We start from the raw sequence: 24,011 nt of genomic DNA on the forward strand, positions 1-24,011 counted from the left end.
GCGGCGGGGAGCCGGGACCGTCCGTCACGCGGCGAGACGGTGCCGGGCCTGCGCCTCCGCGAGCGCCTGCGCCGCGCGGACCAGCAGCTTCACGTTGTGCCGGACCTTGTCGGTGTCTTCGGTTAGCGGGGCCGTTTTGTAGGCGAGGCCGACACGGTTGTTCTGCACGAAGCCCGAGGCCTCGGGGAGGATGAGGTCCGCGAGGGCCCGCAGGACCTCGGCATCCTGGAGGAGCTTCGGACCCAGCTCGGTCTGGTAACTCTGGAAGATGTAGGCCTCGTCGACCGCGGGCTCCCCCGTCTTGAAGACGTTGGGGGCCGTCACCCGATCGCTCCAGGACGTCCACTTGCGCGGCGCGGCCACGAAGCCAGAGGGCAGCTGACCAGGCACCTCCGCCTGCATCACGTACAGGACGATGCGGTGCTGGCTCTGCCCCATGATGTTGTTCCTCTCCACGTAGAGGCGCACGGGCACGCCCTCCACCTCTCCGGCGAGGGCGCCATCCTCGTACGTCAGCCCGAGCGGCTCGGCCATCGCGGCCCAGGACTCCTGTCGTTGGCGCTCGCGCGCCTGCTGCACTCGCGCGGCCCAGAAGGAGGCGCCGATCGCCACCGCCATGAAGATGAAGCCGAAGAAGACGGGGTTCAGCATGATGCGCCTCTCGAGAGGAAATGCCCCACCGGCTACATGCTACGCCAGGTGGGGAAAGTCCTGTCAGGGGTGCTCTCGCGGCAATGAACGAGGCACCCTCTGGTCGCGCTTCGTCCCGACTGGTACGACCATCGGACCAGTTGCGGGAAAACGCGCCCGGAGCCCCCCTCACTGACAGGACCTACTCAACCTGGCCTGGCTGGGGAGCCCCGTACCGCCTATCGCCCGGGCGCGGGCACGAGCCCGTAGAGCGTGGTGACCTCACGCGAGCGCGCCGCGTGAAGTGGGTCCGCCTTGTCCTTCGCCTTCGAGTGGCGCGCCGGGGTCGACCGCTTCCACTTCACGGTGAGCCCACAGCGCGCGAGCTCCTGGTCGAGCCAGTCCGCGGGACGCAGCCCGAGCAGCACCGCCAGGTCCGAGAGGATCAACAGTCCCTCGCCGCCCGGGTTGAGGTGCTCGGTGAGTCCCTCCAGGAAGCCGCGCAGGAAACGGTTGTCCTCGTCGAACACCGCGCGGTCCACCCGGTTCTTCGGCGGCTCGGGGAGCCACGGCGGATTGCTCACCACGAGGTCGGCCTTCCCGGGCGGGAAGAGGTCTCCCTCCATGACGGTGAAGCGTTTGGAGAGTCCCAGCCGCTCGGCGTTCTCCCGGGCGCAGGCCACGGCGCGTGAATCAACATCGGTCGCCGCCGCCGAGCCCGCCCCGCGCTGCAGCAGCAGGAAGGAGAGCACGCCCGTGCCCGTGCCCACGTCGAACACCTTCTTGCCCTTCACGTCGGTGACCGAGAGCATCAGCTCGACGTAGTCGGTGCGCGTGGGCAGATAGACGCCGTAGTGCGGATGCAGCTTGCCCTCGAGGCCCGGCACCGAGAGCCCCTTGCGCCGCCACTCCGCCGCCCCGAGCATGCCGAGCAGCGTCTTCAACGCCACCACGGTCTGGTCCGCGTCGGGCTCGCCCCACACCTGGCGGCAGGCCTCGGCCACGTCGGGAGCCCGCTTCAACTGGAGCTGGTAGGAGCGGTCGAGCGACACCACGATGCGCGAGAGCGTCTCGTGCTCGAGCTGTCGCGCGCGGCGTTCGGCCCGGAAGGCCTCCAGGGGCGAGGGCGCCGCACGCGGCGGGGGGAGCCGGCGGCCCATGGCGCCGAGGAGCTGCTTCGCGTTGTGGAAGTCGCCCGTGTAGAGCAGGTACTCGCCGCGCCGGACCCGGCGCAGGGCGGCATCCGCGGTGAGGCGGTCATCGACGGGAGAGAGTCGCGACGGCGCGGGCTCGTCGCTCTCCGAACGCCAGTGGAATGGATTCACGGGCGCACTCTACCTCTCGCTGGAACGTCCAGCACTGCAACCTCGCGCGCCGCGAGTGTCCGCGGGTATACCCGGCGCGCTCGCCCCCGCTGGCCTCCCGGGCACGCCCGTTCCATAGCGTTGCCCCCTGCGAAGCCAGAGGAGAGCGCCATGAAACACGTCGTGAACGCACTGCTGCTCGTTGGAATGCTGTGGACCACCGGAGCCGCCCAGGCCCAGGGCCAGACGCGCGGCAAGACGATGGACTTCCGGGGGATGACGGTCTCCACCGAGCCCAAGCAGTTCGTCGAGCGGCTGCTCTACCTCCAGGAGGAGGTCGTCGACGAGGCGCAGCGGGCCCAGCGCAGCAGCCAGTCGCCCGAGGTGAAGGAGCTCGCCGCCACGCTGGTGAAGACGCACCAGGGCTTCGATGAGCGGCTGAAGCAGGCCATGAAGGACCAGAAGCTCAAGCCCGGCACCTTCCAGGCCAAGACCAACGAGGAGCGCAGCACCGTCGCGGCCGAGAAGTCCACCGAGGAGAAGCTCAAGGCGCTCTCCGGCGATGCCTTCGATCAGGCCTTCCTCGCCGCCCAGGTGAACGACCATGACCGGCTCCTCCTGAGCGTCATGGCGGGGCAGCAGCTCTTCAACGGGCAGCCGCTCGGCACGGTGTTGGCGGAGCTGCAGCCCGAGCTCCTCCGGCTGCGCGAGCGCGCCTACCAGCTCCTCGGCCAGCAGGCGGCGACGCTCGGCACGGGCGGCGCCGGTACGGGCTCGGGCGACATGCAAAAGGACAGCGGGAAGAAGTAGTCAGGCCCCGCTCGCGAAGAGGGGCTCGGGGGCGGAGACGCGCCGCCGGCCCCGCGAGAGGAAGAGCACCCCGCCCAGCGCCGCCACGCCCAGCCCGAAGCCCAGCCACTGCGGGGGCGAGCTGCCCGGCTCCACGGTGAGGGTGTAGCTCCCGGGGGCGAGCCGCACGCCGAGCAGCCCGTCCTCGGAGAATGTCTCCAGGGCCCGCGCGCCGTCCCCGTCCCGCGAGGCGCGGTAGAAGTCATAGGCCACCAGGGGCAGCACGAGCGTGCCGCCCTCGGGCGCGTCCACCCGCGCCCTCCACCGCGAGCCCTCGCGCGACGCGTCGAGCACCTGGACGTGCGCATCGGGCAGCGGCAGGTGGAGCACGCGCGGCAGCCACGCCCTCGCCGCATGGGTGCGGGGCAGGAACTCGCCCAGGCGCGTGTAGCCGAGCGCCCCGCCGCGCAGCAGGAGCCCGGGGGTGAGGATCGCGTCGTTCCACTCGGTGATGAGGTCCGTGCGCTGCTCGAAGGGGGGCGTGGCCAGGGCGAGCACCACGGCCGCTCCCGCGAGCACCCGTCCCAGGCGAGGGAGGATGGGAAGGCGGGCCAGGAAGAGCCCGGTGGCGGCGAGCGCGAGGAAGAGCGTCACGCCCTGCAACCGCCACGGGAACTGGATGTAGCCGAACGCCCGGGGCAGCACGAGGAGGAAGGGCAGCGGCGCCATCATGAAGACGAGGCAGCCGAGCCACAGCGCGACGAGGACCTTCGCGAGCGAGGACAGCCGCGCATCCCCCTCCGCCAGCCCCCGCCGCGCCACCACGGCGTAGGCCCCCACCGCCAGCACGAGCGCCAGCCACTGGCCCGCGCCCAGGGCGAAGCACATGCTGTCGAACTGGTTGGGGCTGGAGATGCCGGTCCACCGGTTCGGGTCCTGGTCGAACCACTGCCAGGGCAGGACGCGGTGGACGTGGACGAAGTCCGGCGCGCCCCAGACGGCGTCGGGAAGCCCCGCCCAGACCTCATCCAGGGAGAGGAGCACGGGGAGGTAGTGCCAGAGCGTCATCGCCGCGCCCAGGAGCGCTCCGGCCACCACGCGCCCCACGCCGCGCCAGCCCAGCCAGGAGCGGCAGGCCGCGAGCAGCAGCGCGCACAGACAGCAGAAGTAGAGCGCCAGCACCGTATGGGTGAGCAGCAGCGCCGCCACGGACACGGGCAGCAACCACGACAGCCTCCCGCGCGTCGCCGTCCACCACGCGCCGGTGAGGACGAGCGGATACCAGACGAACGTCCAGGACTCGGCGAGCGCCCCCAGCACGAGCACGTTCAGGAGCCGGTACGGCAGGGAGATGTAAAAGAGGGCGCACATCATGGCCAGCCACCGCCGTCCGGTGAGGGCCACGCCCATGCCGTACAGGGCCAGGCCGGAGAGGAGCACCGCCAGGACGAAGGACGCGTTGACGCCGAGGACCAGGTCGCCGAGCGACAGGCCCAGCAGCGCCGACACCCAGTACGCGAGGGGCGGAGAGAAGAACGGGAAGGCGGCGCCTCCGCCGGCGAGCGCGTCCGGAAAGACACGAGGGGGGAAGTGCCCCGTGGCGAGCTCCACGGCGTACTGCTGGACGCGCACGTACAGCAGGAGGAGCTCGTGGTTGTCGAAGCCCACGTCCGAGAGGATGCCCCGGAAGAGGAAGAGCGCCACGGCGGAGATGAGCGCGAGGGGCCCCGCGTGCGAGGCACGCAGCCGGTGCCAGGCGGTGGTGCTGGGAGTCAGGGAGGCAGTCAGCGGGGCGGTCATCCGGCGCCCATCTTTTCAACGCGGAGCGGCAGGGTCCAGGAGCGGCACGGAGGAAGCCCCGGCGCCGCTCCGCACGGGGTACGGGCGAGCGAGCACCCGGCGCGTCAGTGCACCACGTGCTCCGGTCCGCGCGAGGGCCGGGAGGGCCCCGCCGAAGGAAGCGGCGAGCGCGAGCGCGGGTCTATCTCCAGGGCGTCGACGTAGCACCAGCCCCAGTGCTCGCCCGGCTCGAAGGAGCGCATGAGGGGATGGCCCGTGTCCTCGAAGTGCTTCATCGCGTGCCGGCCGAAGGAAGCATCGCAGCAACCCACGTGGCCGCACGTCAGGCACATCCGCAGGTTGTGCCAGCGCAGGTGCAGCTCCAGGCACTCCTCGCAGCCGGGGGTCCTGGGCCGCACGTCGTCGCGCAGCAGTTCCAGGTGCGAGCACTCGGTGGCCGTCGTGCCGCGCCGCAGCCCCCCCATGGTGCCGAGCATGCGCCGGGGCCCGGAGACGGGGCCGTGCTCGGGCACGCCCTCGTGGCGCAGCGCCGCGAGCAGCTCGTTCATGACCTCCTCGGCCACGCCGCCCGAGTGCAGCACCCGCGTCACCGCCTCCAGGGCCGTCTCGAACTCACCGGCGACGATGTCGCTCGCGCCCCGCTCGTGCAGGTCGCCGATGTCGCGCAGCCGCGGCACCTTCACCAGGATGGGCACGTCCGGGGACAGCCGGCGCGCGGCCGACACGGCCCGCTGGGAGCCCTCGGGGTCGCTGATGAGCAGCACCAACGCGCGTGCCCGGTGGATGCCCGCCCGCTCCAGAATCTCCGGGCTGGTGATGTCGCCGTAGTACATCACCTCGCCGCGCCGCCGCGCCTCGGCCACCACGTGTGGATCCAACTCGATGACCACGTGGGGCAGGCTGCTCGCGCGCAGGGCCCGCACCACCATGCGCCCGGCGGTGCCCAGCCCCGCGACGATGAAGTGGCCGGAGAGCTCCGCGTGCTCGGGCTCCAGCCGGTGGGGCCCATGCGCGCCGAAGAGCACCTCCAGGGGCCGCAGGTGCGCCACGCCCGCCGCCAGCCGGGGCGCGAAGCGCAGCGCCACCGGGGTGATGACCATGGTGAGGACGCTCATGCACACGAAGAGGTTGCGCTCGTCCGCGCTCAGCAGGCCCTCGTGCAACCCCGCGTTGGCCAGCACGAAGGAGAACTCGCCAATCTGCGCCAGCCCCACGCCCGCGAGCACCGCCACCCGCAGGGGGAAGCGCATCACCAGCGCCCCCACCCCGCCGAGCACCGACTTGCCCACCAGCACCCCCACCAGCAGCACCGTCACCAGCAGCGGGTGCGCCATGACGACGCGCACGTCGAAGAGCATGCCGATGGAGATGAAGAAGACGCTGGCGAACGTCTCGCGCAGCGGCAGCATGTCCGCCAGCGCCTGGTAGCCGTAGTCACTGTCGGCCAGCGCCACCCCGGCCATGAAGGCCCCCAGCGCCAGTGACAGGCCCGCGAGCCACGCCAGCCACGCGATGCCCGCGCACAGCCCCAGCACCGCCAGCAGGAAGAGCTCGCGCCGGCGCGTGCCCGCCACCGCCTTCAGCAACGGCGGCACCGCCACCCGCCCGAGGATGAGCGTGGCCACCACCAGCAGCGCCGCCTTGGCCAGCACCCAGGCGATGGACAGCGCGCTCAGCTCGTGCCCCGCCAGCAGCGGAATGGCGAGCATCATCGGCACCACGCACAGGTCCTGGAAGATGAGCGCGCCGACAATCAGGTAGCCGTGGGGCGCGTCCGTCTCCTGCCGCTCGGCGAGCACGCGCAACACGATGGCCGTGCTGGAGAGCGCCACCAGGAAGCCGAGGAACACGCCCTTGCGCGCCGGGAAACCCAGGGCCCCGCTCACCGCCACCACCGCCAGCAGGGTGAGCGCCACCTGGAGTCCCCCGCCCAGGGTGAGCACCTTCCACAGCCGCCGCAGCCGCTCGAGCGAGAACTCCAGGCCGATGCCGAAGAGCAGCAGGGCCACGCCAATGTCCGCCAGGGCCTCCAGGCGCCAGCTGTCCGGCACCCAGCCCAGGCCACTCGGGCCGATGAGCGCTCCGGCGGCGATGAGGCCGGCGATGGTGGGCAGGCGCAACCGGCTGAGCGCCAGCACCACCACCACCGCCACGCCGAAAACCACCACCAGTTCCCGGAGGAGCTCGGGAGCCTGCTGCATGGCGCGCCCACCTCCTTCCCTCACACCCGGCTGCGCGCGACTCTACCTCTCTCAGGCTTGCGTAACGTTCAGCAGCGTGGCGCGCCTGGCCGTGTCGGGCAGGGGCTCCACCTCGTGGAAGCGCCTGTAGTCCAGTACCCGGCGGCCGTCCGGGTCCGTGCGGATGATGTCCACCAGCCGCGCGTTCCACATCAGGTCCGTGTCCAGGAACGAGTGCCGCGCGTGGATGGTCTGCCCCAGGGCGTCGTCCATTCCCGAGAGCGACACGATGAACTCCACCTGCTGCTCCGCGAGCAACTCGGCCGTGGCCCCGTACAGCGGGCTGTCCGGGGTGATGGAGTGCATCACCGTCCAGGAGAGCGTGAAGACGGGCGACTGGCTGCGCACCAGCGGCAGGTCGATGATGCGGCGGATGCGCTCGCCCTCCAGGGTGTGCTCGGTGCGCATCATCGCCACGCGCATCTGCGCCTCGACGATGTGATTCACCCGCTCGTTGGCGGCGCGGAACATGAAGGTGGGCACGCCGTTGCGCGGGGTGATGACGGCCACGTTGCTGAAGAGCACGCGCGCGCGGGGGCGGCTGAACTTGGCGAAGACGAGCCCGGTGCCCATGGCCACGTAGACGAGGCCCAGCATGGACTCGGCGGTGACGAGCAGGTGCGCGGGCAGCCCGGTGGGGAACATGGTCCCGTAGCCGATGGTGGCGAACGTCTGGACGCTGAAGAAGAAGTGGTCCGCGAAGCTGCCGGGCTCCGCGTTCCGCACCCCGCCCACCTCCAGGTAGGCCGCCCCGAAGAGGAGGTTGAGCAGGAGGTAGGTGACGACGAAGGCCCCCATCAGCCGCCACCACGAGCCGGAGACGAAGTAGTAGTAGATGTCCCGGAGGCCCGCGCGCCGCTTGCCCAGAATCGTGAGGCCCGAGGCCAACGGGGTCAGCGCCCGGGGGCGGAAGGGGACGGCCGGGGCGGGGGGAGCCTTCGCGGGTCTGGCCATGGGCAGGAGCTCAGCGCTCGAAGTCTACGCCGATTCCCAGCCCTCCCGTGAAGCCCGGCAGCAGCGAGCCATCCGCCTGAGGGAAGAGCACCATGCCGCCCGAGGCGATGCCGTAGAGCGCGGGCACGAAGCGGTGGCGCACCTCGAACGCCCCCGTGTAGCGCGGCTTGTCCGTGACGTCCGTGAGGATGACGCGCAGCTCCCCCACCGTCTTGCCCCCGGGCAGGTGCGCCTGGAGCACGGCGTCCGCGTCCACCCGGCCCGTGGAGACGAAGTACTCGCCGGACGCGCTGGCCGTCAGCTCCAGGTCCCCCTCCGCGAGCGGGCTCACCTTCGCCGCCACCTCGCCGTAGCCGGAGAACGTCCCCGGCAGCGCCTCCTGGGCGAGCGGCGTCTCGTGCAGGCCCACGCCCGAGAAGCGCGCGAGCTCGTAGCCCGCGCCGAACAGGCCGAAGCGGAAGAGGCCTCCCTGGCGCCGCGCCTCCAGCCGGCCCGTGATGTCCACCAGCTCCTTGGGCTGGCCACGCACCACCAGGCCGAAGGCCGCGCCGTACTCGGGCAGCGCCTCGGCGAGCGTCTCCGCCCGGGCGCCCGCCGCGGCCTGGAGCCACAGCTGCACCTTCTCCTTCTTCACCACGCCCGCCTGCAGGCCGAGGCTCACCGCGGACAGCTCGGGCGAGGTGCCGCCGCCCTTGCCGAAGTCGCTCGCCGCGTCCACCGAGAGCAGGAAGCGGTCGCGCGCCGTGTCCGCGTTGCTGAGCATCCGGCCCAGGTCCAACCGCACCTCGCCGGCGAACAGGCGCGTGGCCAGCACGTCGCTGGCGAAGAGCTCCACGCGCGTGGGCCCCAGGTACGCGGTGAAGTTGGCGCCCGTGGGGTGGTAGTCGGGCGAAATCCGGTTGTGGTAGCGGTTCACCAGCCAGCCCGCGCCCAGCGACCAGGCCGAGTAGCCTCCCGCGCGCAGCTGGAAGTGCCCGTCGTCGCGGCCGATGCGCAGGTTGCGCAGCACCTGGGCGAAGTCGCTGCGCTCGTCCCAGTCCTGGCGCCGCAGCCGCCCGCCGTAGTCCTCCGCCGTCTGCAGCGGCTCCTGATCCAAGAAGCGCAGGCGCAGCGGCGCGCCCAGCTCGAACTCGAACTCGTCGCCGCCGCTCACCGCCAGCCGCGGGAAGGCGACTGCGAAGACATCCATCCCATTGGCGCCGGTGCCCGAGGGCAGGGCGAGTGCGCCCACCTCGAGGGCCGCGCGGAAATGCACGCCTTCTTCCGCGGGCGCTTCAGGGTTTTCGACGAAGGCCTTGGGGGCCTGCTGGAGCACGGAGGCAAGAACGAGGGCACCAATCATGGCGCGTCACTCTAACCCGCTTCCCCCTCGCCGCTCTGTGACAGCCTGTTGAAGCCCTGGCCGGGCTCGCTTCCTCGGGAAACGAGCAGCCAGGCACTGCGTGGACTGCGAGGACCTCGGCCCGCGTCCAGGGGAGGTGTCCGGGAGCGAGGCCCCGGCCCCGTCCCCCACTCCCCTCTCGCGCCCGGCACTTCCCCGGACGCGGGCCTCGGCCCCGGAATCCGAATCAGCCCACGACGACGATCTGCTTGCCCGTGGCCTCGCTCATGGCGCGCGAGGACACCAGCTTCGCGGCGGCCTTCGCCTCACCGGCCACGTCGAAAGCCGCGGCGATCAAATCCCCCAGCGTCACCTGCACCTTGCGCACCGGCTTGCTCGCCTTGGCCTTCGCCACCGCCCGGCCCGCCGTGCCCTTCACCTGACGCGCCACCCGATTCATCACCTGTCCACGCCGCTGGGTCTTCGCCATGGTTCGCCCTTCCCTCTGTCTTGGTTGCCCGTCTCGTTGCCGACGCCCCACGCCGCCGCCCTGACGAGAGAACCTCACAGCAACCTCCGTGCCCGCGCGCAAACCCCTGGAATCACACCGGGCCTACAAAGTGGGAGTCCCGCCCGGCGCATGCCAGGGACTGACTTTTCTACCGACGGGCCCGATTTCTCACCGGAACGAATGACCGGAACCGACACCCGCGCAGACGCACGCACCCGGAAACCCGTACGACGGGGCACTTCAGCGTCGCCGGGTGGACCCTGTCGCTGGAGAGGAGGAAAGCCCCGAGGCCCCGTGCGAGCGCTCCCGGCCACCGGACGTGGCGTGGGTGCGCTCGAGCACGGGCCTCCAGGGGAGGCCGCGCGACGGAGACGAGCTACTTCCCGGAAGGCTTGGAGAGCACGAGGATGAGCTCGCCGCCCACGTGCTTGCCGGCGCGCTGGTAGACGGAGCCCTCGCGGCCCAGCTCCACGTCCATGGCGGACAGCTGGGGCACCTCCACGCGCAGGGTGGCGGTGTCGCCCTGCATGCGCAGCAGCCGCAGCGAGGCATTCACCCCGTTGGGCAGCTTCACCTCGGTGGGCTCCTTGTTGCCCAGCTCGAGCGTCTGCTGGGACAGGCGCTTGAAGGAGGTGAAGTTGAAGTTCTGCTTCTGGAACGTCTCCTTCATCTTCTTCAGCTCGGGCGGGTCCACCTCGGTGCCCTTCTGGGAGACGAGCACCACCTCCACCTGGACCTTGAGCTTCTGGTCCTCGGCGCGAGCCGGCACCGGCACCAGGAAGAGCCCCAGCAGGGTCAGCGCCAGCAGGGCCGCCGGCATGCGCGTCGTCATCCTCACAGCTCACCTCCCTTGGGGGGATTCTGGGCGGGCACCTTCTTCTGCGGCGGCTCGCCGTCCGCGTCCAGCTCGTCCGCCTCGTCCTCGGAGGCGCCCTTCGGCTTCTTCACGGCGGAGGCATCGTGCGCCGGCTGCGAGTCCTGGTCCACCACCCAGATGATGGTGTTGCCATCATCGGACTCGAGCACCACCGGGGCCACCTTGGCGCCCTCGGAGGCACGCACCGCGCGCACGCGCATCCGGTCCGCGCCGTAGCCGAGCGGCACGTCGTTCTGGCTGGCCAGCAGCGGGATGAGCACCAGCGCGAGCACGGCGGCCGTGGCCAGCGAGGAGACCATGGCGGTGCGGTGGTAGAGGAACATCTCGGAGAGCGAGATGCGCAGCCGCTCGAGCAGGGGCGGGCGCTCGGGCGTCACCCGGGCCATGACGCGCTGGGTGAAGTCCTTGAAGTCCACCTCGTCCACCGCCATCTCCAGCCCCACCCGGAGGAGCGCGGACTCGGCGCGCAGGTCCGCGGCGCGGCTGGCGCAGTCCCGGCAGGCCGACAGGTGGCGCTCCACGTTGACGCGCTCAGCGGGCGACAGCTCGCCATCGATGTAGGGGGACAGCTGAGGGATGAAGCGCTCGCACGCGGGATTTCCGGCCATGTTCCTCACCCGGTGTAATGGGGGACTTGCGGCTTGGACGGCAGCACGGGACCGATATTCCAGCCCCGTCTACTCACTGCCCACTCCGCTCTTGGCCTCGTCCAACTCCAGGTATTCACTGAGGATTTTCTGCACCTTGGCCCGCGCGTGGAAGAGCCGGCTCATCACCGTGCCCTTGGGAATGTCGAGCGTGCGCGACAAGTCCTCGTAGCTCATGCCCTCGATTTCGCGCAGCAGGAGGATGGCGCGGTGCTTCTCGGGAACGGCCGCGAGGGCCTCCTGGATCTTCTCGGCCAACTCCCGGCGCAGGGCGCTCTTCTGGGGGTTGGTGCCCAGGCGGCTGCCCAGGGCGCCGATGCGGGCCTCGGACAGGTCGCTGGCGACGGACTCGTCGAACTCCTCGGTTTCGCCCCCGGCGGCGTTCTTCCGGCGCATCACGTCGATGCAGATGTTGACGGTGATGCGGTAGAGCCAGGTGTAGAAGGACGAGTCGCCCTTGAAGTGGTCGAGGTACTTGTAGACCTTGACGAACGCCTCTTGCGAGACGTCCATCGCCTCTTCCTTGTCCTTGAGCATGCCCAGCGCGACGGCGTACACCTTGCGCTGGTAGCGCTCGACGAGGAGCTTGAAGGCGCGCTGGTCTCCACTACGGACGCGCTTGACGAGAGTGAGATCGTCGGTGGCCAAGGGTGGGCCACCCTAGCATGAGCGCCCCGGGCCCCAAGCATTCTCGGTGGATGAGACGTTCACCGGTGGGCGGCCTCACAGGCTGGCGAGCATGGCGACCAACAGAGCGGCGCCCGCCAGGGCGATGACGGCCCCGAAGGCCACCTTGCCCCACTCGCCCTGCTGCAGCGAGCTGTCCTCGGGCGAGTCGCGCAGGCCGTGCAGGGCGTTCCAGAGCATGTGCGGCCCCAGACGCTTGTTCGTGCCCCGGCGCTCCCGGCCCGGCTCCACCACGTCCTCCGGATTCAGGGCCACGCCCTGCCCCGCCCGGGCCAGCACGCCCGGCTGAGGCACCAGCACGCCCGGTGGCGGCGCGCTCGTCGGCGGGTGCGTCACCGCGAGCTGCTCCGGCTCCTTCTGGTCGAACGCCGCCGACTCCGCGCCCTTGCGCTGCGGGGGCGTCCGCTCGGACTTCGCGTCGAAGTGGCTCTCCGGGTGCTCCGCGGTGGCGGGAGGCTCGGTGGCGGGAAGCTCGGGGAGCGTGGTGCGCTGCTCCGGGGCCTCGGCCCGCGCCTCCGGGTGCGGCACGGCGGACTGCTCCACCGGGAGGGAGACCTCCGAGGGAAGCAGCTCGGGCCCGGGCTCGATGTGGACCCCGGCGAGCCGTGCCTGTAGCTCCTCCGGAGAGCGGGCCTCCAGCAGCTCGAGGGCCACCTGCACCCCGTCCCGGCCCGTGGCCGCGTCCTGGAGGGCGCCAAAGCCGTGCTTCGTGAGCACCTCCTGGAAGCGCTCGCGCCCCGCCGCGCTCTGGCCGGACGGATCCTTCGCGCTCGCCTCGGCGTAGGCGAGGAAGAAGGCCCAGAGGCGCGCCGCCCGCTCCGACACGGGCAGCCGCGAGGGACGCAGCTGCGCCCCCAGGAAGCCCAGCTCCTCGTCGAAGTGATGGGCGAGCAACTCCTGGCCGATGGGCTCGGTGAACTCCGGCAGCAGGTCCTCCAGCGGCTTCACGTCCCCGGGCACGTCCGGACCGCCCGGCGTCGCCACGAGCACCTGCTCGGGGCCTTCTCCCTTGCGCGGGGCCTGCGCGGGCTCACGCGTGGGGAGCCTCGGCCGCTCGCCCGTCGAACGCGGACGCTCCCGGCCCTGAGGGGCCTCGAAGACCTCGGCGGGTCTGCCCTCGCGGGCCCTGCCGCTGGAGCGGGGAGCGCTCCTCATCTCCAGGCCGTCCTGGGCGAAATTGAACATGCCCGTCTTCGCTTCACTCCGCGTCTCCGGCTTCGTCTCCGGCTTCGCGTCGCGCGGGCTCCCCGTGCGCGAGGACTCGGCCGGCGTGGGCATCCGGCCGATGCGCGTCTTCTCCTCGCGAGCCCCACCGGCGCCGTGGCCCGGCTTGTCGGCACGGCCCGGGTGCCCTCCCTCCGCGGGACGGGTGGGGGCATGCCCCACGAAGGTTCCGGGCGCCCCCTTGATGTTTCCGGTGTGGCTCATTCCCCCGGATTGTCGTCCGGGCGGCGAGCAAGTTGCCAGGGGGCCCCCGATTACTCCTCCTCGCGCTCCACCTTCACGGGAGAGGTCATCCCGTTCTCATCCAGCGTGACGCTGAAGACGGACACCTGGCCATCTCCATCCAGGTCTCCTCGCGCGAAGCAGGTGACCTCCGCCTGGCCCAGGGGCGTCTCCTGCACCACCACCTGGTACTGGTAGCGGACGCGCTCGCCAGGCTCGAAGCCGATGTTCTTCAGGTTCTCGTCCGGCTCGTAGGGCACCGCCTTGCCGCCCCGCGGCACGTCCTTCGGCACCGGGCCCGCGGCGGGGAAGACGCCGTGCTCGTCCCGGTAGGACTGCACGTCGCTACAGAGGCGCAGCACGTTGACGCGAGCCTCGTTGCTCAGCGCCTGGTCCTGCGCGGGGTAGCGGCGGCTGATGAAGTAGAAGGCGCCCCCGGCCACCGCCGTGAGGCACGGCACCGCGAGCACCGCCACCACCAGCGCCCCCTTCTTCCAGGGGGACATGGGCGGCTTGCCGGAAACGGAGTTCTCACCGGGGTTTGCCATGACGCGGCTCCCTCCTCGTCAACGGGCGCTGGCCCAGTCGCGTGGGGCGCGGAGCACCTCCACCAGCTTCGCCTCCTCGGTGCCCGGCGCCGGGTGGTGGTCATAGCGCCAGCGCACCTGCGGCGGCAGCGACATGAGGATGGACTCGGTGCGCCCCTTCGTCTCCAGCCCGAAGGTGGTGCCCCGGTCCCACACGAGGTTGAACTCCACGTAGCGCCCGCGCCGCACCTCCTGCCAGAAGCGCTGCGCCTCCGTGTAGGGCGTGTCCTTGCGCCGCTCGGCGATGGGCAGGTACGCGGGGAGGAAGGCCCGGCCGGCGTCGCGCACGAAGGCGAGCTCGCGCTCCAGGTCCCCGCCCATGTTCTCGAAGAAGATGCCACCCACGCCGCGCGTCTCCTCGCGGTGGCGCAGGTAGAAGTACTTGTCGCACGCCTCCTTGAAGCGCGGGTAGTACGCGGCGTCATGCCGGTCGCACGCCTCCTTGTGCACCCGGTGGAAGTGCACCGCGTCCTCTTCGTAGAGGTAGTACGGCGTCAGGTCCGCGCCGCCGCCAAACCACGCCTTCCCGCCCTGATGGAGGAAGCGGTAGTTGGCGTGCACGGTGGGCACATGCGGGTTGCGCGGGTGCAGCACCAGCGAGATGCCCGCGGCCCAGAAGGAGCGCCCCTCGCCCTGGAGCTTCCTGGCGAAGGCCTCCTCCAGCTCGCCGAACACCACCGAGGTGCTCACCCCGCCCTTCTCCAACACCGCCCCGTCCTCCAGCACGCGGCTGCGCCCGCCTCCACCGCCCGGCCGCTGCCAGGGGTCCTCACGGAAACGCGCCCGTCCATCGAGCCGCTCCAGCGCGCCACAGATGTCGTCCTGCAGCGCGTGGACGAACTCCACCATCCGCTCCTTCACCTTCTCCACGTCGACCGTCATGGGCTCTCCTGGGACGCCACGGGCGCCTCGAATCGCAACGGGGGCACCGCGGGCGCCGTATTACCCGCCGCGTCGAAGACCTCCAACTTCGCTCGATAACTCCTTCCGTCCTCCAGCGCGAAGGCGCCCCCGCAGGCGTCGTGCCCCACCAGGCTCACCCCATCCTGCAGCGGGGTGACGTAGTGCTGGGGCGCCACGTCCTCGCCCCGGTGCCAGAGCGTCACCACCGCGTAGGCGGGACTGTCCTCGAGCAGGGACATGCGCAGCTTGACGAAGCGCTCCGTGCCCTCGCCGGTGCGGCGGAAGAGGCCCTCGCTGACAGCGGGCTGCTTGAGCCAACGCGGGCGCGCCACGTCCTGGCCCCGGCCGCTGCGCCACTCGGGCAACGAGGCCCCCCGCGCGTTGAGCACCTTCGCCCCGGGCAGCACATCATCCAGGCGCAGCGTGTAGGCGAGGCCCGGTTTGAGCGGGCGCGAGGGCCGCAGGACGACGGTGCTGCGCCCGAGCGAGCTCGTCCAGCCGCGCTGGATGCGCACCTCCACCTCGTGGCCATGGGCCTGGAGGCGCAGGACGCGGCCGGGGAGCTCGGCCACGCGGGGGCCGAAGGAGCCGAGGCCCTCGAGGAGGAAGCGGGTATTGGTGGGCACCACCGCGCCGGGCACGGGGAACACCTGCACGCCATCCTCGGGGCAGGCGGCGTGGGCGGCCGGAGCGGACAGGAGCAACGAGGCGAGGAGCAGGACGACGAAGCGCACGAGGCCACCGAGTCTGCGCCGGCCCGGAGCCGGAGGCCAGTCTCACGAGGGGGTCGTCCCCCCGGAACATCCGGCCCATGACGCCGGCCGCCGTCCCAGGCCTCCCGCCCGAGCGCTCACCGGACGGGAGCGCCTTCAGTGCCTGGGAGGCCCCTCGTCGGAGAGGACGATGGGGCCGAAGCGCGCCTCGTGCCGGGCGACGCCGTCCTGCAGCAGCGCGAGCAGGCGCTTGAGGTGTTTGGGATTGAGGATGACCCGCGAGCGCACCTTCGCCCGGGGCTGGTGCGGCTGGACGTAGATGAAGTCCAGGGTGAACTCGGTCTCCGACTGGTTGACCATCGCCATGTTCACGTACTGACCCTGGGCGACATCGTCATCTATCTGAATCTGCAGGGAGACCTCGGGAGGCTTGGACGTATCCGACATGGGAGGGGGCATACCGCCAGACGAGGGCCGTGACTAGACTCAGAGACGGTGCGAGCCCAACGGATGGATCCCGAGAAGACGGCGCCGTTCGAGCTGGGGCGGGGAGAAGATGCCTGCCTCCTGCTGCACGGCTTCACCGGGAGTCCCTGGGACGTGCGTCCGCTCGGCGAGGCCCTGGCGGCCCGGGGCCTGTACGTGCGGGCCATCCAACTGCCCGGCCACGGCTCCACCCCCGACGCCCTGTTGAGGGTGAGCCATCGCGATTGGTGGCAGGCCGCGTCCCAGGCCCTGCTCTCCCTGCGGGACTACCGGCGCACGTTCGTCGCGGGGCTGTCCATGGGAGCGCTGCTGTCCTTGCGGCTCGCGGCGGACTTCCCCGAGCGGGTGCACGGGCTGGCGCTCGTCGCTCCCGCGCTGCGCTTCAAGGGGCCGCACATGTGGCTGCTCAAGCGCCTGAGGCACTACGGACTGCTGGAGCGGGTGAAGCCCTGGGTGCTGAAGACGGGCACGGACCTCTCCGACCCGGCGGTGCTGGCCGAGGCGCCCATCCTCCCGGCATTCCCCTCGGCGCGGCTGCAGGACATGTGGGAATTGCAGGACGAGGTGATGCGCTCCCTGCACCGGGTGCGCTGCCCCGCGCTGGTGGCGGTGGCCGAGCAGGACCACGTGGTGGACCCCGCGGGCGGCCCGGTGCTGGTGCGCGGCCTCACCGCCTCGGCCCACGTGCGCTTCATCTCGCTCAAGGACGGCTTCCACATCATCCCGCGCGACAAGGGCGGCCCCCTGCTCTCCTCGGAGGTGGGGCACTTCTTCGACCGGCTCCGGGAGGCGGAGGCCTCCCCCGCGAGCCCGGAGCTCAGCCCCCCGCGCCCAGCGGCAGGGTGACGATGAAGGTGGAGCCCTCGCCGAGCCGGCTCTCCACGGAGATGTCCCCGCCGTGCGCCTGGGCGATCTCCCGCGTGATGTAGAGCCCCAGCCCCAGGCCACTGACCTCGCTGGCGCTGATGGCCCGCTCGAAGCGCTCGAAGATGCGCGCACGGTCCTCCTCGCGCAGCCCCACGCCCTCGTCCTTCACCGAGAGCAGGGCCCGCCCGCCATCGGCCGTCATCGCCACCCGCACCGGCCTGCCCGCGCCGTACTTCAGCGCGTTGGACAGCAGGTTGATGAGCACCTGCTCCAGGCGGCAATCTCCATCCGGTCGTGTCTTCCTCGGCTCCTCCAAGATGAGAAGCAGGTTCAGGTCTTGTTCAGGCCGTGTAGGGACAAGCTTTGACAAAGCAAGAAGCCGGGGCATTCCAGCCCGCACGGTGAATCACCGGGACGACGAGGGCATGCCTCCCTGATTGCCCTCACGCCCGGCGCAGCAAGCGCGCGAGCAGCAGCCCTTCCAAATCCCTTCTCCCATCCAGGACCGCGAGCACCAGCACCCGACCGGTTCCCACGCGATAGATGATGCGCCAGGGACGGACGATCAGCTCGCGATAGAGACGGATGTTGCGCCGGGCGAGTTCAGGAACGACTCGCCCCCGAAGGGGCATGGATTCCAACCGCTTCGCGGCCTGCTCCAGCCGGTCCAACACGGCGAGGGCCGTACCAGGCTCATCCTGCTCGATGTAGTCCAGCAACTCGTCGAGGTCAGTGCGCGCGACTTCCGCCCAGTCGACGGCGAAGCGCCGTGCCACGGCCTACTTCTCCCGGGCGAGCCGCCGCCGGGCGCGTGCGAAGACCTCGGACTGGGGTGTCGTCCGCCCGGCCTGCGCATCCGCCTCGCCCTGCGAAGCGAGTTGGAGGAGCAGCGACGCATCACGGAGGGCCTCGTAGGTGGCCACGTCCAGGACGACCGCCTGGGCCTCCCCGTGTTGCGTGATGACGACGGGCCTGCGCGAGCGCTTCACCTCGCGCAGCAGTTCCGCGGCGCGGGTCTTCATGTAGGTCACCGGCTTGATGTCCTCGGTCAGCTTCATGGGCCGCGTCTCCAGTGCCAGGAACAGTACCAACTCCGGCCCCGAACCGCACGGCATCCCTCGAGCCAGGCAGCCTGACGAGGCCCTGTCGTTCACTCATAACGTGCAAGGGGCTCGCGCATCCATTACGCACTCCCCTCCATGTCCCCCGCCCCGCCCGTGGTCGAGCTCCACGACGTCTCCAAGTCCTACGCCGAGGGCGATGCCGTCCGCGAGGTGCTCTCCAACGTGCGCCTCACCCTGCATGCGGGTGAGTTCGTCGTGCTGCTCGGCCGCAGCGGCTCGGGTAAGTCCACGCTTCTCAATCTCATCAGCGGCATCGACCTGCCCTCGCGCGGCACGGTGCGAATCGACGGCCGCGAGCTCGTCACCCTCAGCGAGCACGAGCGCACCCTGCTGCGCCGCGAGCGCATCGGCTTCATCTTCCAGGCCTTCAACCTGCTGCCCACCCTCACCGTGGAGGAGAACGTCCTCCTGCCCCTGGAGCTCACCGGGCGCGAGGGCCCCGACTCGCGCAACCGCGTGCGCGACCTGCTCGAGACCGTGGGCCTCGGCAACCGGGCCGCGAGCTTCCCGGACCGGCTCTCCGGGGGTGAGCAGCAGCGCGTCGCCGTGGCCCGCGCGCTCGCCCACGCCCCTCTCCTGCTGCTGGCCGACGAGCCCACCGGCAACCTCGACGAGCAGACGGGACGCAAGGTGCTCGACTTGCTCGAGGGCCTCACGCGCCAGGAGAAGGCCTGCGCGCTCGTCGTCACCCATGACCCGGGCCTCGTGTCGCGCGCGGACCGCGTGCTGAAGCTCGAGGCGGGCCAGCTCGTCGAGCAGGGAGCCCGCGCTTGAAACAGCGCCTCCTGGCCCGCGCCAGCCTGCGCCACCTGGGCAGCCACCCGTGGCTCACCGCCCTGTCGCTGCTCGGCATCGCGCTCGGCGTGGCGGTGGTGGTGTCCATCGACCTCGCCAACGCGAGCGCCATGCGCGCCTTCGAGCGCTCCACGGACGCCGTCGCGGGCCGCGCCACGCATCAGCTCGTCGGTGGGCCCGCGGGACTGCCCGAGTCCGTGTACCGCGACCTGCGCCTGCAACCCGATGCGCCCCCGTCCGCCCCGGTGGTCGAGGGTCACGTGCGCGCGAGGAGCGGGGACCGGCGTCCGCTCACCGTGCTCGGCGTGGACCCGTTCGCCGAGGCGCCCTTCCGCTCGTATGTGCCGAGGAGCGGAGGCGCGGTGGACATGGGCGCCTTCATCACCCAGCCCGGTGCCGCCATCCTCACGCAGCGCACGGCCCAGGCCCTCGGCGTGGGCACCGGAGACGCGTTCGAGGTGGGCGTGGAGGGCGTGACGAAGCGGCTGCACGTGGTGGCGCTGCTCCAGCCCCAGGACGACGGCAGTGCCCGCGCGATGGAGGGCCTGGTGCTCACCGACCTCTCCACCGCACAGGAGCTGCTCGGCCAGGAAGGGCGGCTCTCGCGCGTCGACCTGAAGCTGCCGGACGGCGAGGCCGGAGAGGCGCGGCTGGAGCGCGTGCGCCCGCTGCTCCCCGAGGGCGTGGAGGTGGTGCGGCCCCGAGCACGTGGCAACGCGGTGGAGCAGATGACGCGGGCGTTCCGCACCAACCTCACCGCGCTATCGCTGCTGGCGCTCGTGGTGGGCACGTTCCTCATCTACAACACGATGACCTTCTCGGTGGTGCAGCGGCGCGAGCAGCTCGGCCGGCTGCGCGCGATGGGCATCACCCGGAGGGAGCTCTTCGCGCTGGTGCTCGGCGAGGCGGCGGTGCTGGGCACGGTGGGCACGGTGGCGGGGCTGCTGCTCGGCGTGCTCCTTGGACGTGGGCTGGTGGAGCTCGTCACCCGGACGCTCAATGACCTGTACCTCGTGGTGAGCGTGCGGGGCCTGTCCCTCGAGCCCTTCACGCTGCTCAAGGGCGTGTTGCTGGGCCTGGGCGCGACGCTGGCCGCCGCGCTGCTGCCCGCGTGGGAGGCCGCACGCTCGGCGCCCGCGGTGACGCTGCGCCGCTCCACGCTGGAGAGCGCATCGCACGGGAGGGCCCCGAAGCTCGCGCTGCTGGGGCTGGGCGTACTCGCGCTGGGCGTGGGATTGCTGGCCCTGCCCACGCCCGAGCTGCTCCCCGCGTACGGCGGCCTCTTCTCGGTGCTGCTGGGCGCGGCGCTGCTGGTGCCCTGGCTGACGGCCCTGCTCGCGGGCGCGGCGGCGGGCCCGCTGGGACGCCCCTTCGGACTCTTGGGACGCATGGCCGCGCGAGGCGTGACGGCGAGCCTCAGCCGCACCGCCGTGGCCCTGGCCGCGCTGATGGTGGCGGTGGCGACCACGGTGGGCGTGGGGCTGATGGTGACGAGCTTCCGCGGCACGGTGGCCAGCTGGCTCGAGTCCTCGCTGCAGGCGGACGTCTATGTCTCCCCGCCCTCGCTCGTCACGCGGCGCGGCGGAGCCACCTTCGCGCCGGGGCTCGCCGAGCAGGTGCGAGCCACGCCTGGAGTGGCCAGCAGCAGCACCCTCCGCACGGTGCAGGTGCGCGTGGACGGCGTGCCCACGGACGTGCGCGCGGTGGACTTCGGCGCCACCCCGGTGCGCCCCTACCGTTTCAAGGACGGAGACGCGGCGCATATCTGGAAGGAGCTGGAGGCGCCGGACGCCGTGCTCGTCTCCGAGCCCTTCGCCTTCCACCGCCGGCTGGAGGTGGGCGGCACGGTGGAGCTCTCGACGGACAAGGGCCCGCGCCGCTTCCGCGTGGTGGGCGTGTACTTCGACTACGGCTCGGACACCGGCACGGTGATGATGACGCGCGGCACGTACCTGCACCACTTCGATGACCCACGGGTGAGTGGCGTGGCCCTCTACGCCGCGCCCGGGCAGGACGTGGACGCGCTGGTGGCCCGCGTGCGCGAGCGCGCTGGCAACATCCAGGCGCTCGACATCCGCTCCAACCGCGCGCTGCGTGAGACGTCCCTCGAGATATTCGACCGCACCTTCACCATCACCTACGTGCTGCGGCTGCTCGCCATCGGCGTGGCCTTCATCGGCGTGCTGAGCGCGCTCATGGCCCTGCAACTGGAACGGGCCCGCGAGCTCGCGGTGCTGCGCGCCATCGGCCTCACTCCGCGCCAGCTCTGGGGGCTCGTCTCCCTCCAGACGGGACTGCTGGGCCTGCTCGCGGGACTCTTCGCGCTGCCGCTCGGCGTGGCGCTCGCGTACGTGCTGGTGCACGTCATCAACCAGCGCTCCTTCGGGTGGACGCTGCAATTGCTGATATCGGGGGACGTGCTGACGCAGGCCCTGGTGCTGGCGCTGTCGGCGGCGGCGCTCGCGGGCCTGTACCCCTCGTGGAAGATGTCGCGCGCCAACCCCGCCCATGCGCTGAGGGAGGAGTGAGGTGATGCGCGGACGCGGACTCGTCATCGGCGTGTCGGTGGTGCTCGTGGGGCTCGCGGCGGGAGCGGCCTATGTCACGCGCGATGCGTCGCTGCCCTCACTCAAACCGCCGTCGCTGAAGGTGGCCGAGGCGCTCGGAGGCAAGGCCAATACCGAGGGCTACGCTCGCGCCTTCGCGCCCCGGGAGTTCCACTTTCCCGAGGACCATGGCCCGCACCCGGGCTTCCGCACCGAGTGGTGGTACTGGACGGGAAACCTCTCCACGGCGGATGGGCGCGACTTCGGCTACCAACTCACCCTCTTCCGCAGCGCGCTCGCGCCCGAGGACGAACAGAAGGGCTCGGCGCGCACGTCCGCATGGGGCACGCGGCAGGCGTACATGGGGCACTTCACCGTTTCCGATATCAGCGGCGGACGCTTCCACGCCACCGAGCGCTTCAGCCGGAGCGCGCTGGGCCTGTCGGGCGCGCGCACCGAGCCCTTCCGGGTGTGGCTGGAGGACTGGAGCGCGGAGGCGGTGGGCAGCGGCGCCCTGCCCCTGCGGCTCACCGCGCGGAGCGAGGACGTGTCGCTATCGCTGGTGCTCGAGGAGGGCAAGCCGCCGGTGCTCCAGGGAGACCGGGGCCTGAGCCAGAAGAGCGCCGAGCCGGGCAACGCGTCCTACTACTACTCGCTCACGCGGATGCCCACGCGCGGGCAGGTGACGGTGGACGGCCGCGCGTACGAGGTGACGGGCCAGAGCTGGATGGACCGGGAGTGGAGCACCAGCGCGCTCGGCGAGGAGCAGGTGGGCTGGGACTGGTTCTCGCTCCAGCTCTCGGACGGTGGCGAGCTCATGTACTACCAACTGCGCCGTCGCGACGGCACGGTGGATCCGTTCAGCGCGGGCACGCTCGTCCCCGCCCACGGCGAGCCCGTGCGCCTCTCGCGCGAAGACATCCAGGTGGAGGTGCTCGACACCTGGAAGAGCCCGGACAGCGGCACGACGTATCCCGCGCGATGGAGGCTCTCGGTGCCCTCGCGCGGCCTGTCGCTGGAGCTCACCCCCGCGCTGGCGAACCAGGAACTGCCGGTGAGTGTTCGCTACTGGGAGGGCTCGGTGCGCCTGTCGGGCACGCACGAGGGCCAACCCGTGCAGGGCCGTGGCTACGTAGAGTTGACTGGCTATGCGGATGCGCCGCGGCGGGAACGCTGAGCCCTTGCCCCCCGGCTAGAGTCGCCCGAGGGGGGACAGCACCATGCCGCGACCACACGATTGGAACATCGGCACGCACCACGCCTGGCTGGAGTCACCGGACGAGCTGTGGTTGAAGGTCCGGGGCGACACCTCGCTCCAGGATGCCATCACCCTTCTCGAGCTCTACCGCGAGCTCGGCACCCAGCGGCCCCTCTTCCTGGTGACGGACCTCACCGAGGCCACCTCCGTGGACCTCAAGGCCCGGGACCACATCTCCTGGAATGGCCGTCCCGACTGGTTCCGCAGCGCCATCTACATCGGCGCGGGACTGATGCAGCGGGCCGTGGCCAGCAGCATGACCTTCCTGCACTCGGTCACCGGCCATACGGCCATGGCTCAACACTTCGTCACGACGGAAGACGAGGCGCGCGCGCTCATCGCCCAGGAGCGCTCCCTGTTGGACAAATTCCCCTGAGGCCTTCGCCACCGCGCTATCCATCTCCACCCGCATCGGTAGGATGCCGCGCGAACGACTCAGGGGGGTGTATGTCTATTCGCCGCGAATGGAAGTTCGGGACGCATGCTGCCCATTTCGAGGAGCCGGACATCCTCTGGGTCCGCATCCAGGGGGAAACCTCCCTCCAGGATGCCATCTCCCTCACGCAGCTCTACGGAGAGCTGGGCGCCCAGAAGCCCTTCTTCGTGGTGACGGACCTCGCCGGGGCCACCACCCTCGAGGCCGAGGCCCGCAACCACGTCTCGCAGAACACCAACCCCTCCTGGTTCCTCGGCTCCGTCTACATCGGGGCGGGCTTCGTGCAGAAGGCCGTGGCCAGGAGCCTCGCCTTCGTGCACGCGATGACGGGCAAGCTCACCTTCGACATGCACTTCGTCTCCAACGAGCAGGAAGCGCGCGAGCTCATCGCCCGCGAACGGGCCCGGCGCCACACGCGCGTCGCCTGAGCCCCGCCGGACGCCCGGCCGCGCCATTCAATGGCTGTTGCACACCTCCCACGGAGTCCGGCTAGCATGGCCGGGTCCCCGAGAGGTCCCCCATGGTGACGCAGCCCCGCGAATGGAAGATTGGTACCCACGACATCCGCTTCGAGCCCCCGAACACGCTCAGCGTGAAGATCGTGGGTGACGTCCGCGTCGACGAGGCCAGCCGCATCATCGACCTGTGCGCGGAGCTGGGCGACAAGGAACCCTTCTATCTCATCGCCGACCTGTCGGGCATCGGCTCCATCCCCTCGGAGGCCCGGGGCGTCGCCTCCAAGCAGATCCGCCCCGAGTGGTACAAGGGCGTCGTCTACGTGGGCGCGAGCTTCGTGGCGAAGGCCGCGGTGAAGAGCCTCTCGGTGGTGTTCTACCTCGCCGGCAAGTACACCGCCGATGTCGAGTTCGTCACCACGGCCGAGGAGGCGCCCGCCGCCCTCGCGAAGCAGAAGGCCAGACACAAGGCGAAGGTGGCCTGAGCCCCTCCGCCCCGTGCGCGGCTAAGCCAAGTGGGGAAAGTCCTGTCAGGGTGCTCTCGGCGCGAAGAACGAGGCCCCTTCCGGTCGCGCTTCGTCCCGACTGGTACGACCATCGGACCAGTTGCGGGAAAACGCGCCCGGAGCCTCCCC

26 protein-coding genes are annotated in these 24,011 nt (G+C 71.0%); 8 read left to right on the forward strand and 18 right to left on the reverse strand.

Annotated elements, in window-relative coordinates:
* Positions 1–24: 24 nt before the first annotated feature.
* The gene (locus ACJ8AN_RS30960; protein WP_407759128.1) at positions 25–651 is read right to left on the reverse strand and encodes a hypothetical protein; all 627 of its coding nucleotides are present in this window, start codon (positions 649–651) and stop codon (positions 25–27) included.
* A 218-nt stretch (positions 652–869) separates the two neighbouring features.
* Complete coding sequence (locus ACJ8AN_RS30965) at positions 870–1,955, reverse strand: methyltransferase (RefSeq protein ID WP_407759129.1); 1,086 nt, start codon at positions 1,953–1,955, stop codon at positions 870–872.
* A gap of 150 nt (positions 1,956–2,105) precedes the next feature.
* Between ACJ8AN_RS30965 and ACJ8AN_RS30970 the strand changes: the two genes are divergently transcribed.
* Entirely contained in the window at positions 2,106–2,744 is a 639-nt protein-coding gene (locus ACJ8AN_RS30970) for a DUF4142 domain-containing protein (protein ID WP_407759130.1), read from the forward strand.
* Here the strand turns inward: ACJ8AN_RS30970 and ACJ8AN_RS30975 are convergent, their stop codons facing one another.
* The 13 genes from ACJ8AN_RS30975 to ACJ8AN_RS31035 all read right to left on the reverse strand — a co-directional run bounded on the left by ACJ8AN_RS30975 (position 2,745) and on the right by ACJ8AN_RS31035 (position 15,856).
* Positions 2,745–4,523 (reverse strand): hypothetical protein, encoded by a 1,779-nt coding sequence (locus tag ACJ8AN_RS30975; RefSeq protein WP_407759131.1) that lies wholly within the window; start codon positions 4,521–4,523, stop codon positions 2,745–2,747. It lies immediately after the preceding gene.
* A 104-nt stretch (positions 4,524–4,627) separates the two neighbouring features.
* On the reverse strand, positions 4,628–6,724 hold the full coding sequence (locus ACJ8AN_RS30980; RefSeq protein ID WP_407759132.1) for a cation:proton antiporter: 2,097 nt from the start codon (positions 6,722–6,724) through the stop codon (positions 4,628–4,630).
* A gap of 51 nt (positions 6,725–6,775) precedes the next feature.
* Entirely contained in the window at positions 6,776–7,717 is a 942-nt protein-coding gene (locus tag ACJ8AN_RS30985) for an ion channel (protein WP_407759133.1), read from the reverse strand.
* A 10-nt stretch (positions 7,718–7,727) separates the two neighbouring features.
* Positions 7,728–9,059 carry a hypothetical protein gene (locus tag ACJ8AN_RS30990; RefSeq protein ID WP_407759134.1) on the reverse strand — a complete coding sequence of 444 codons (1,332 nt, stop codon included), beginning with the start codon at positions 9,057–9,059 and terminating at the stop codon, positions 7,728–7,730.
* Positions 9,060–9,285: 226 nt separating this feature from the next.
* Positions 9,286–9,528, reverse strand: coding sequence for a chaperonin (locus ACJ8AN_RS30995; protein ID WP_407759135.1), 243 nt, complete (start codon positions 9,526–9,528; stop codon positions 9,286–9,288).
* Between the two features lie 397 nt (positions 9,529–9,925).
* The gene (locus ACJ8AN_RS31000; protein ID WP_407759136.1) at positions 9,926–10,381 is read right to left on the reverse strand and encodes a hypothetical protein; all 456 of its coding nucleotides are present in this window, start codon (positions 10,379–10,381) and stop codon (positions 9,926–9,928) included.
* A gap of 2 nt (positions 10,382–10,383) precedes the next feature.
* The gene (locus ACJ8AN_RS31005; protein WP_407759137.1) at positions 10,384–11,034 is read right to left on the reverse strand and encodes an anti-sigma factor family protein; all 651 of its coding nucleotides are present in this window, start codon (positions 11,032–11,034) and stop codon (positions 10,384–10,386) included.
* A gap of 69 nt (positions 11,035–11,103) precedes the next feature.
* Entirely contained in the window at positions 11,104–11,721 is a 618-nt protein-coding gene (locus ACJ8AN_RS31010) for an RNA polymerase sigma factor (protein WP_407759138.1), read from the reverse strand.
* Between the two features lie 75 nt (positions 11,722–11,796).
* On the reverse strand, positions 11,797–13,188 hold the full coding sequence (locus tag ACJ8AN_RS31015) for a hypothetical protein (protein WP_407759139.1): 1,392 nt from the start codon (positions 13,186–13,188) through the stop codon (positions 11,797–11,799).
* Positions 13,189–13,238: 50 nt separating this feature from the next.
* Positions 13,239–13,754 carry a hypothetical protein gene (locus ACJ8AN_RS31020; RefSeq protein WP_407759140.1) on the reverse strand — a complete coding sequence of 172 codons (516 nt, stop codon included), beginning with the start codon at positions 13,752–13,754 and terminating at the stop codon, positions 13,239–13,241.
* An 18-nt stretch (positions 13,755–13,772) separates the two neighbouring features.
* Positions 13,773–14,675, reverse strand: a complete 903-nt coding sequence (hemF, locus tag ACJ8AN_RS31025) for an oxygen-dependent coproporphyrinogen oxidase (RefSeq protein ID WP_407759141.1) — start codon at positions 14,673–14,675, stop codon at positions 13,773–13,775.
* Entirely contained in the window at positions 14,672–15,430 is a 759-nt protein-coding gene (locus ACJ8AN_RS31030) for a hypothetical protein (protein ID WP_407759142.1), read from the reverse strand. The genes hemF and ACJ8AN_RS31030 overlap by 4 nt, the downstream gene beginning before the upstream one ends.
* 135 nt (positions 15,431–15,565) lie before the next feature.
* The gene (locus tag ACJ8AN_RS31035; RefSeq protein WP_407759143.1) at positions 15,566–15,856 is read right to left on the reverse strand and encodes a DUF3467 domain-containing protein; all 291 of its coding nucleotides are present in this window, start codon (positions 15,854–15,856) and stop codon (positions 15,566–15,568) included.
* 63 nt (positions 15,857–15,919) lie between these two features.
* Here ACJ8AN_RS31035 and ACJ8AN_RS31040 point away from each other — a divergent pair, with 63 nt between their 5' ends.
* Positions 15,920–16,741 (forward strand): alpha/beta hydrolase, encoded by an 822-nt coding sequence (locus ACJ8AN_RS31040; protein WP_407759144.1) that lies wholly within the window; start codon positions 15,920–15,922, stop codon positions 16,739–16,741.
* On the opposite strand, the gene ACJ8AN_RS31045 is transcribed toward ACJ8AN_RS31040, so the two are convergent.
* The 3 genes from ACJ8AN_RS31045 to ACJ8AN_RS31055 form a co-directional block, all read right to left on the reverse strand.
* A complete protein-coding gene (locus tag ACJ8AN_RS31045; RefSeq protein ID WP_407759145.1) occupies positions 16,713–17,078 on the reverse strand; it encodes a sensor histidine kinase in 366 nt (121 codons plus the stop codon). The two genes, ACJ8AN_RS31040 and ACJ8AN_RS31045, sit on opposite strands and share 29 nt — an antisense overlap.
* Before the next feature lie 127 nt (positions 17,079–17,205).
* Positions 17,206–17,538, reverse strand: a complete 333-nt coding sequence (locus ACJ8AN_RS31050; protein ID WP_407759146.1) for a type II toxin-antitoxin system RelE/ParE family toxin — start codon at positions 17,536–17,538, stop codon at positions 17,206–17,208.
* 3 nt (positions 17,539–17,541) lie between these two features.
* Complete coding sequence (locus tag ACJ8AN_RS31055) at positions 17,542–17,820, reverse strand: type II toxin-antitoxin system Phd/YefM family antitoxin (RefSeq protein ID WP_407759147.1); 279 nt, start codon at positions 17,818–17,820, stop codon at positions 17,542–17,544.
* Positions 17,821–17,961: 141 nt separating this feature from the next.
* On the opposite strand from ACJ8AN_RS31055, the gene ACJ8AN_RS31060 reads away from it, so the two are divergent.
* From ACJ8AN_RS31060 to ACJ8AN_RS31085, 6 genes are all read left to right on the forward strand, one after another.
* On the forward strand, positions 17,962–18,660 hold the full coding sequence (locus tag ACJ8AN_RS31060; protein ID WP_407759148.1) for an ABC transporter ATP-binding protein: 699 nt from the start codon (positions 17,962–17,964) through the stop codon (positions 18,658–18,660).
* Positions 18,657–21,209, forward strand: a complete 2,553-nt coding sequence (locus ACJ8AN_RS31065) for an FtsX-like permease family protein (protein ID WP_407759149.1) — start codon at positions 18,657–18,659, stop codon at positions 21,207–21,209. The genes ACJ8AN_RS31060 and ACJ8AN_RS31065 overlap by 4 nt, the downstream gene beginning before the upstream one ends.
* Position 21,210: 1 nt before the next feature.
* A complete protein-coding gene (locus ACJ8AN_RS31070; protein WP_407759150.1) occupies positions 21,211–22,404 on the forward strand; it encodes a lipocalin-like domain-containing protein in 1,194 nt (397 codons plus the stop codon).
* A gap of 43 nt (positions 22,405–22,447) precedes the next feature.
* Positions 22,448–22,861 carry a hypothetical protein gene (locus tag ACJ8AN_RS31075; RefSeq protein ID WP_407759151.1) on the forward strand — a complete coding sequence of 138 codons (414 nt, stop codon included), beginning with the start codon at positions 22,448–22,450 and terminating at the stop codon, positions 22,859–22,861.
* 71 nt (positions 22,862–22,932) lie between these two features.
* On the forward strand, positions 22,933–23,349 hold the full coding sequence (locus ACJ8AN_RS31080) for a hypothetical protein (protein ID WP_407759152.1): 417 nt from the start codon (positions 22,933–22,935) through the stop codon (positions 23,347–23,349).
* Between the two features lie 92 nt (positions 23,350–23,441).
* Entirely contained in the window at positions 23,442–23,861 is a 420-nt protein-coding gene (locus ACJ8AN_RS31085; protein ID WP_407759153.1) for a hypothetical protein, read from the forward strand.
* Positions 23,862–24,011: the final 150 nt, after the last annotated feature.

The organism is Archangium sp. (assembly GCF_045802675.1).
GTDB lineage: Bacteria > Myxococcota > Myxococcia > Myxococcales > Myxococcaceae > Archangium.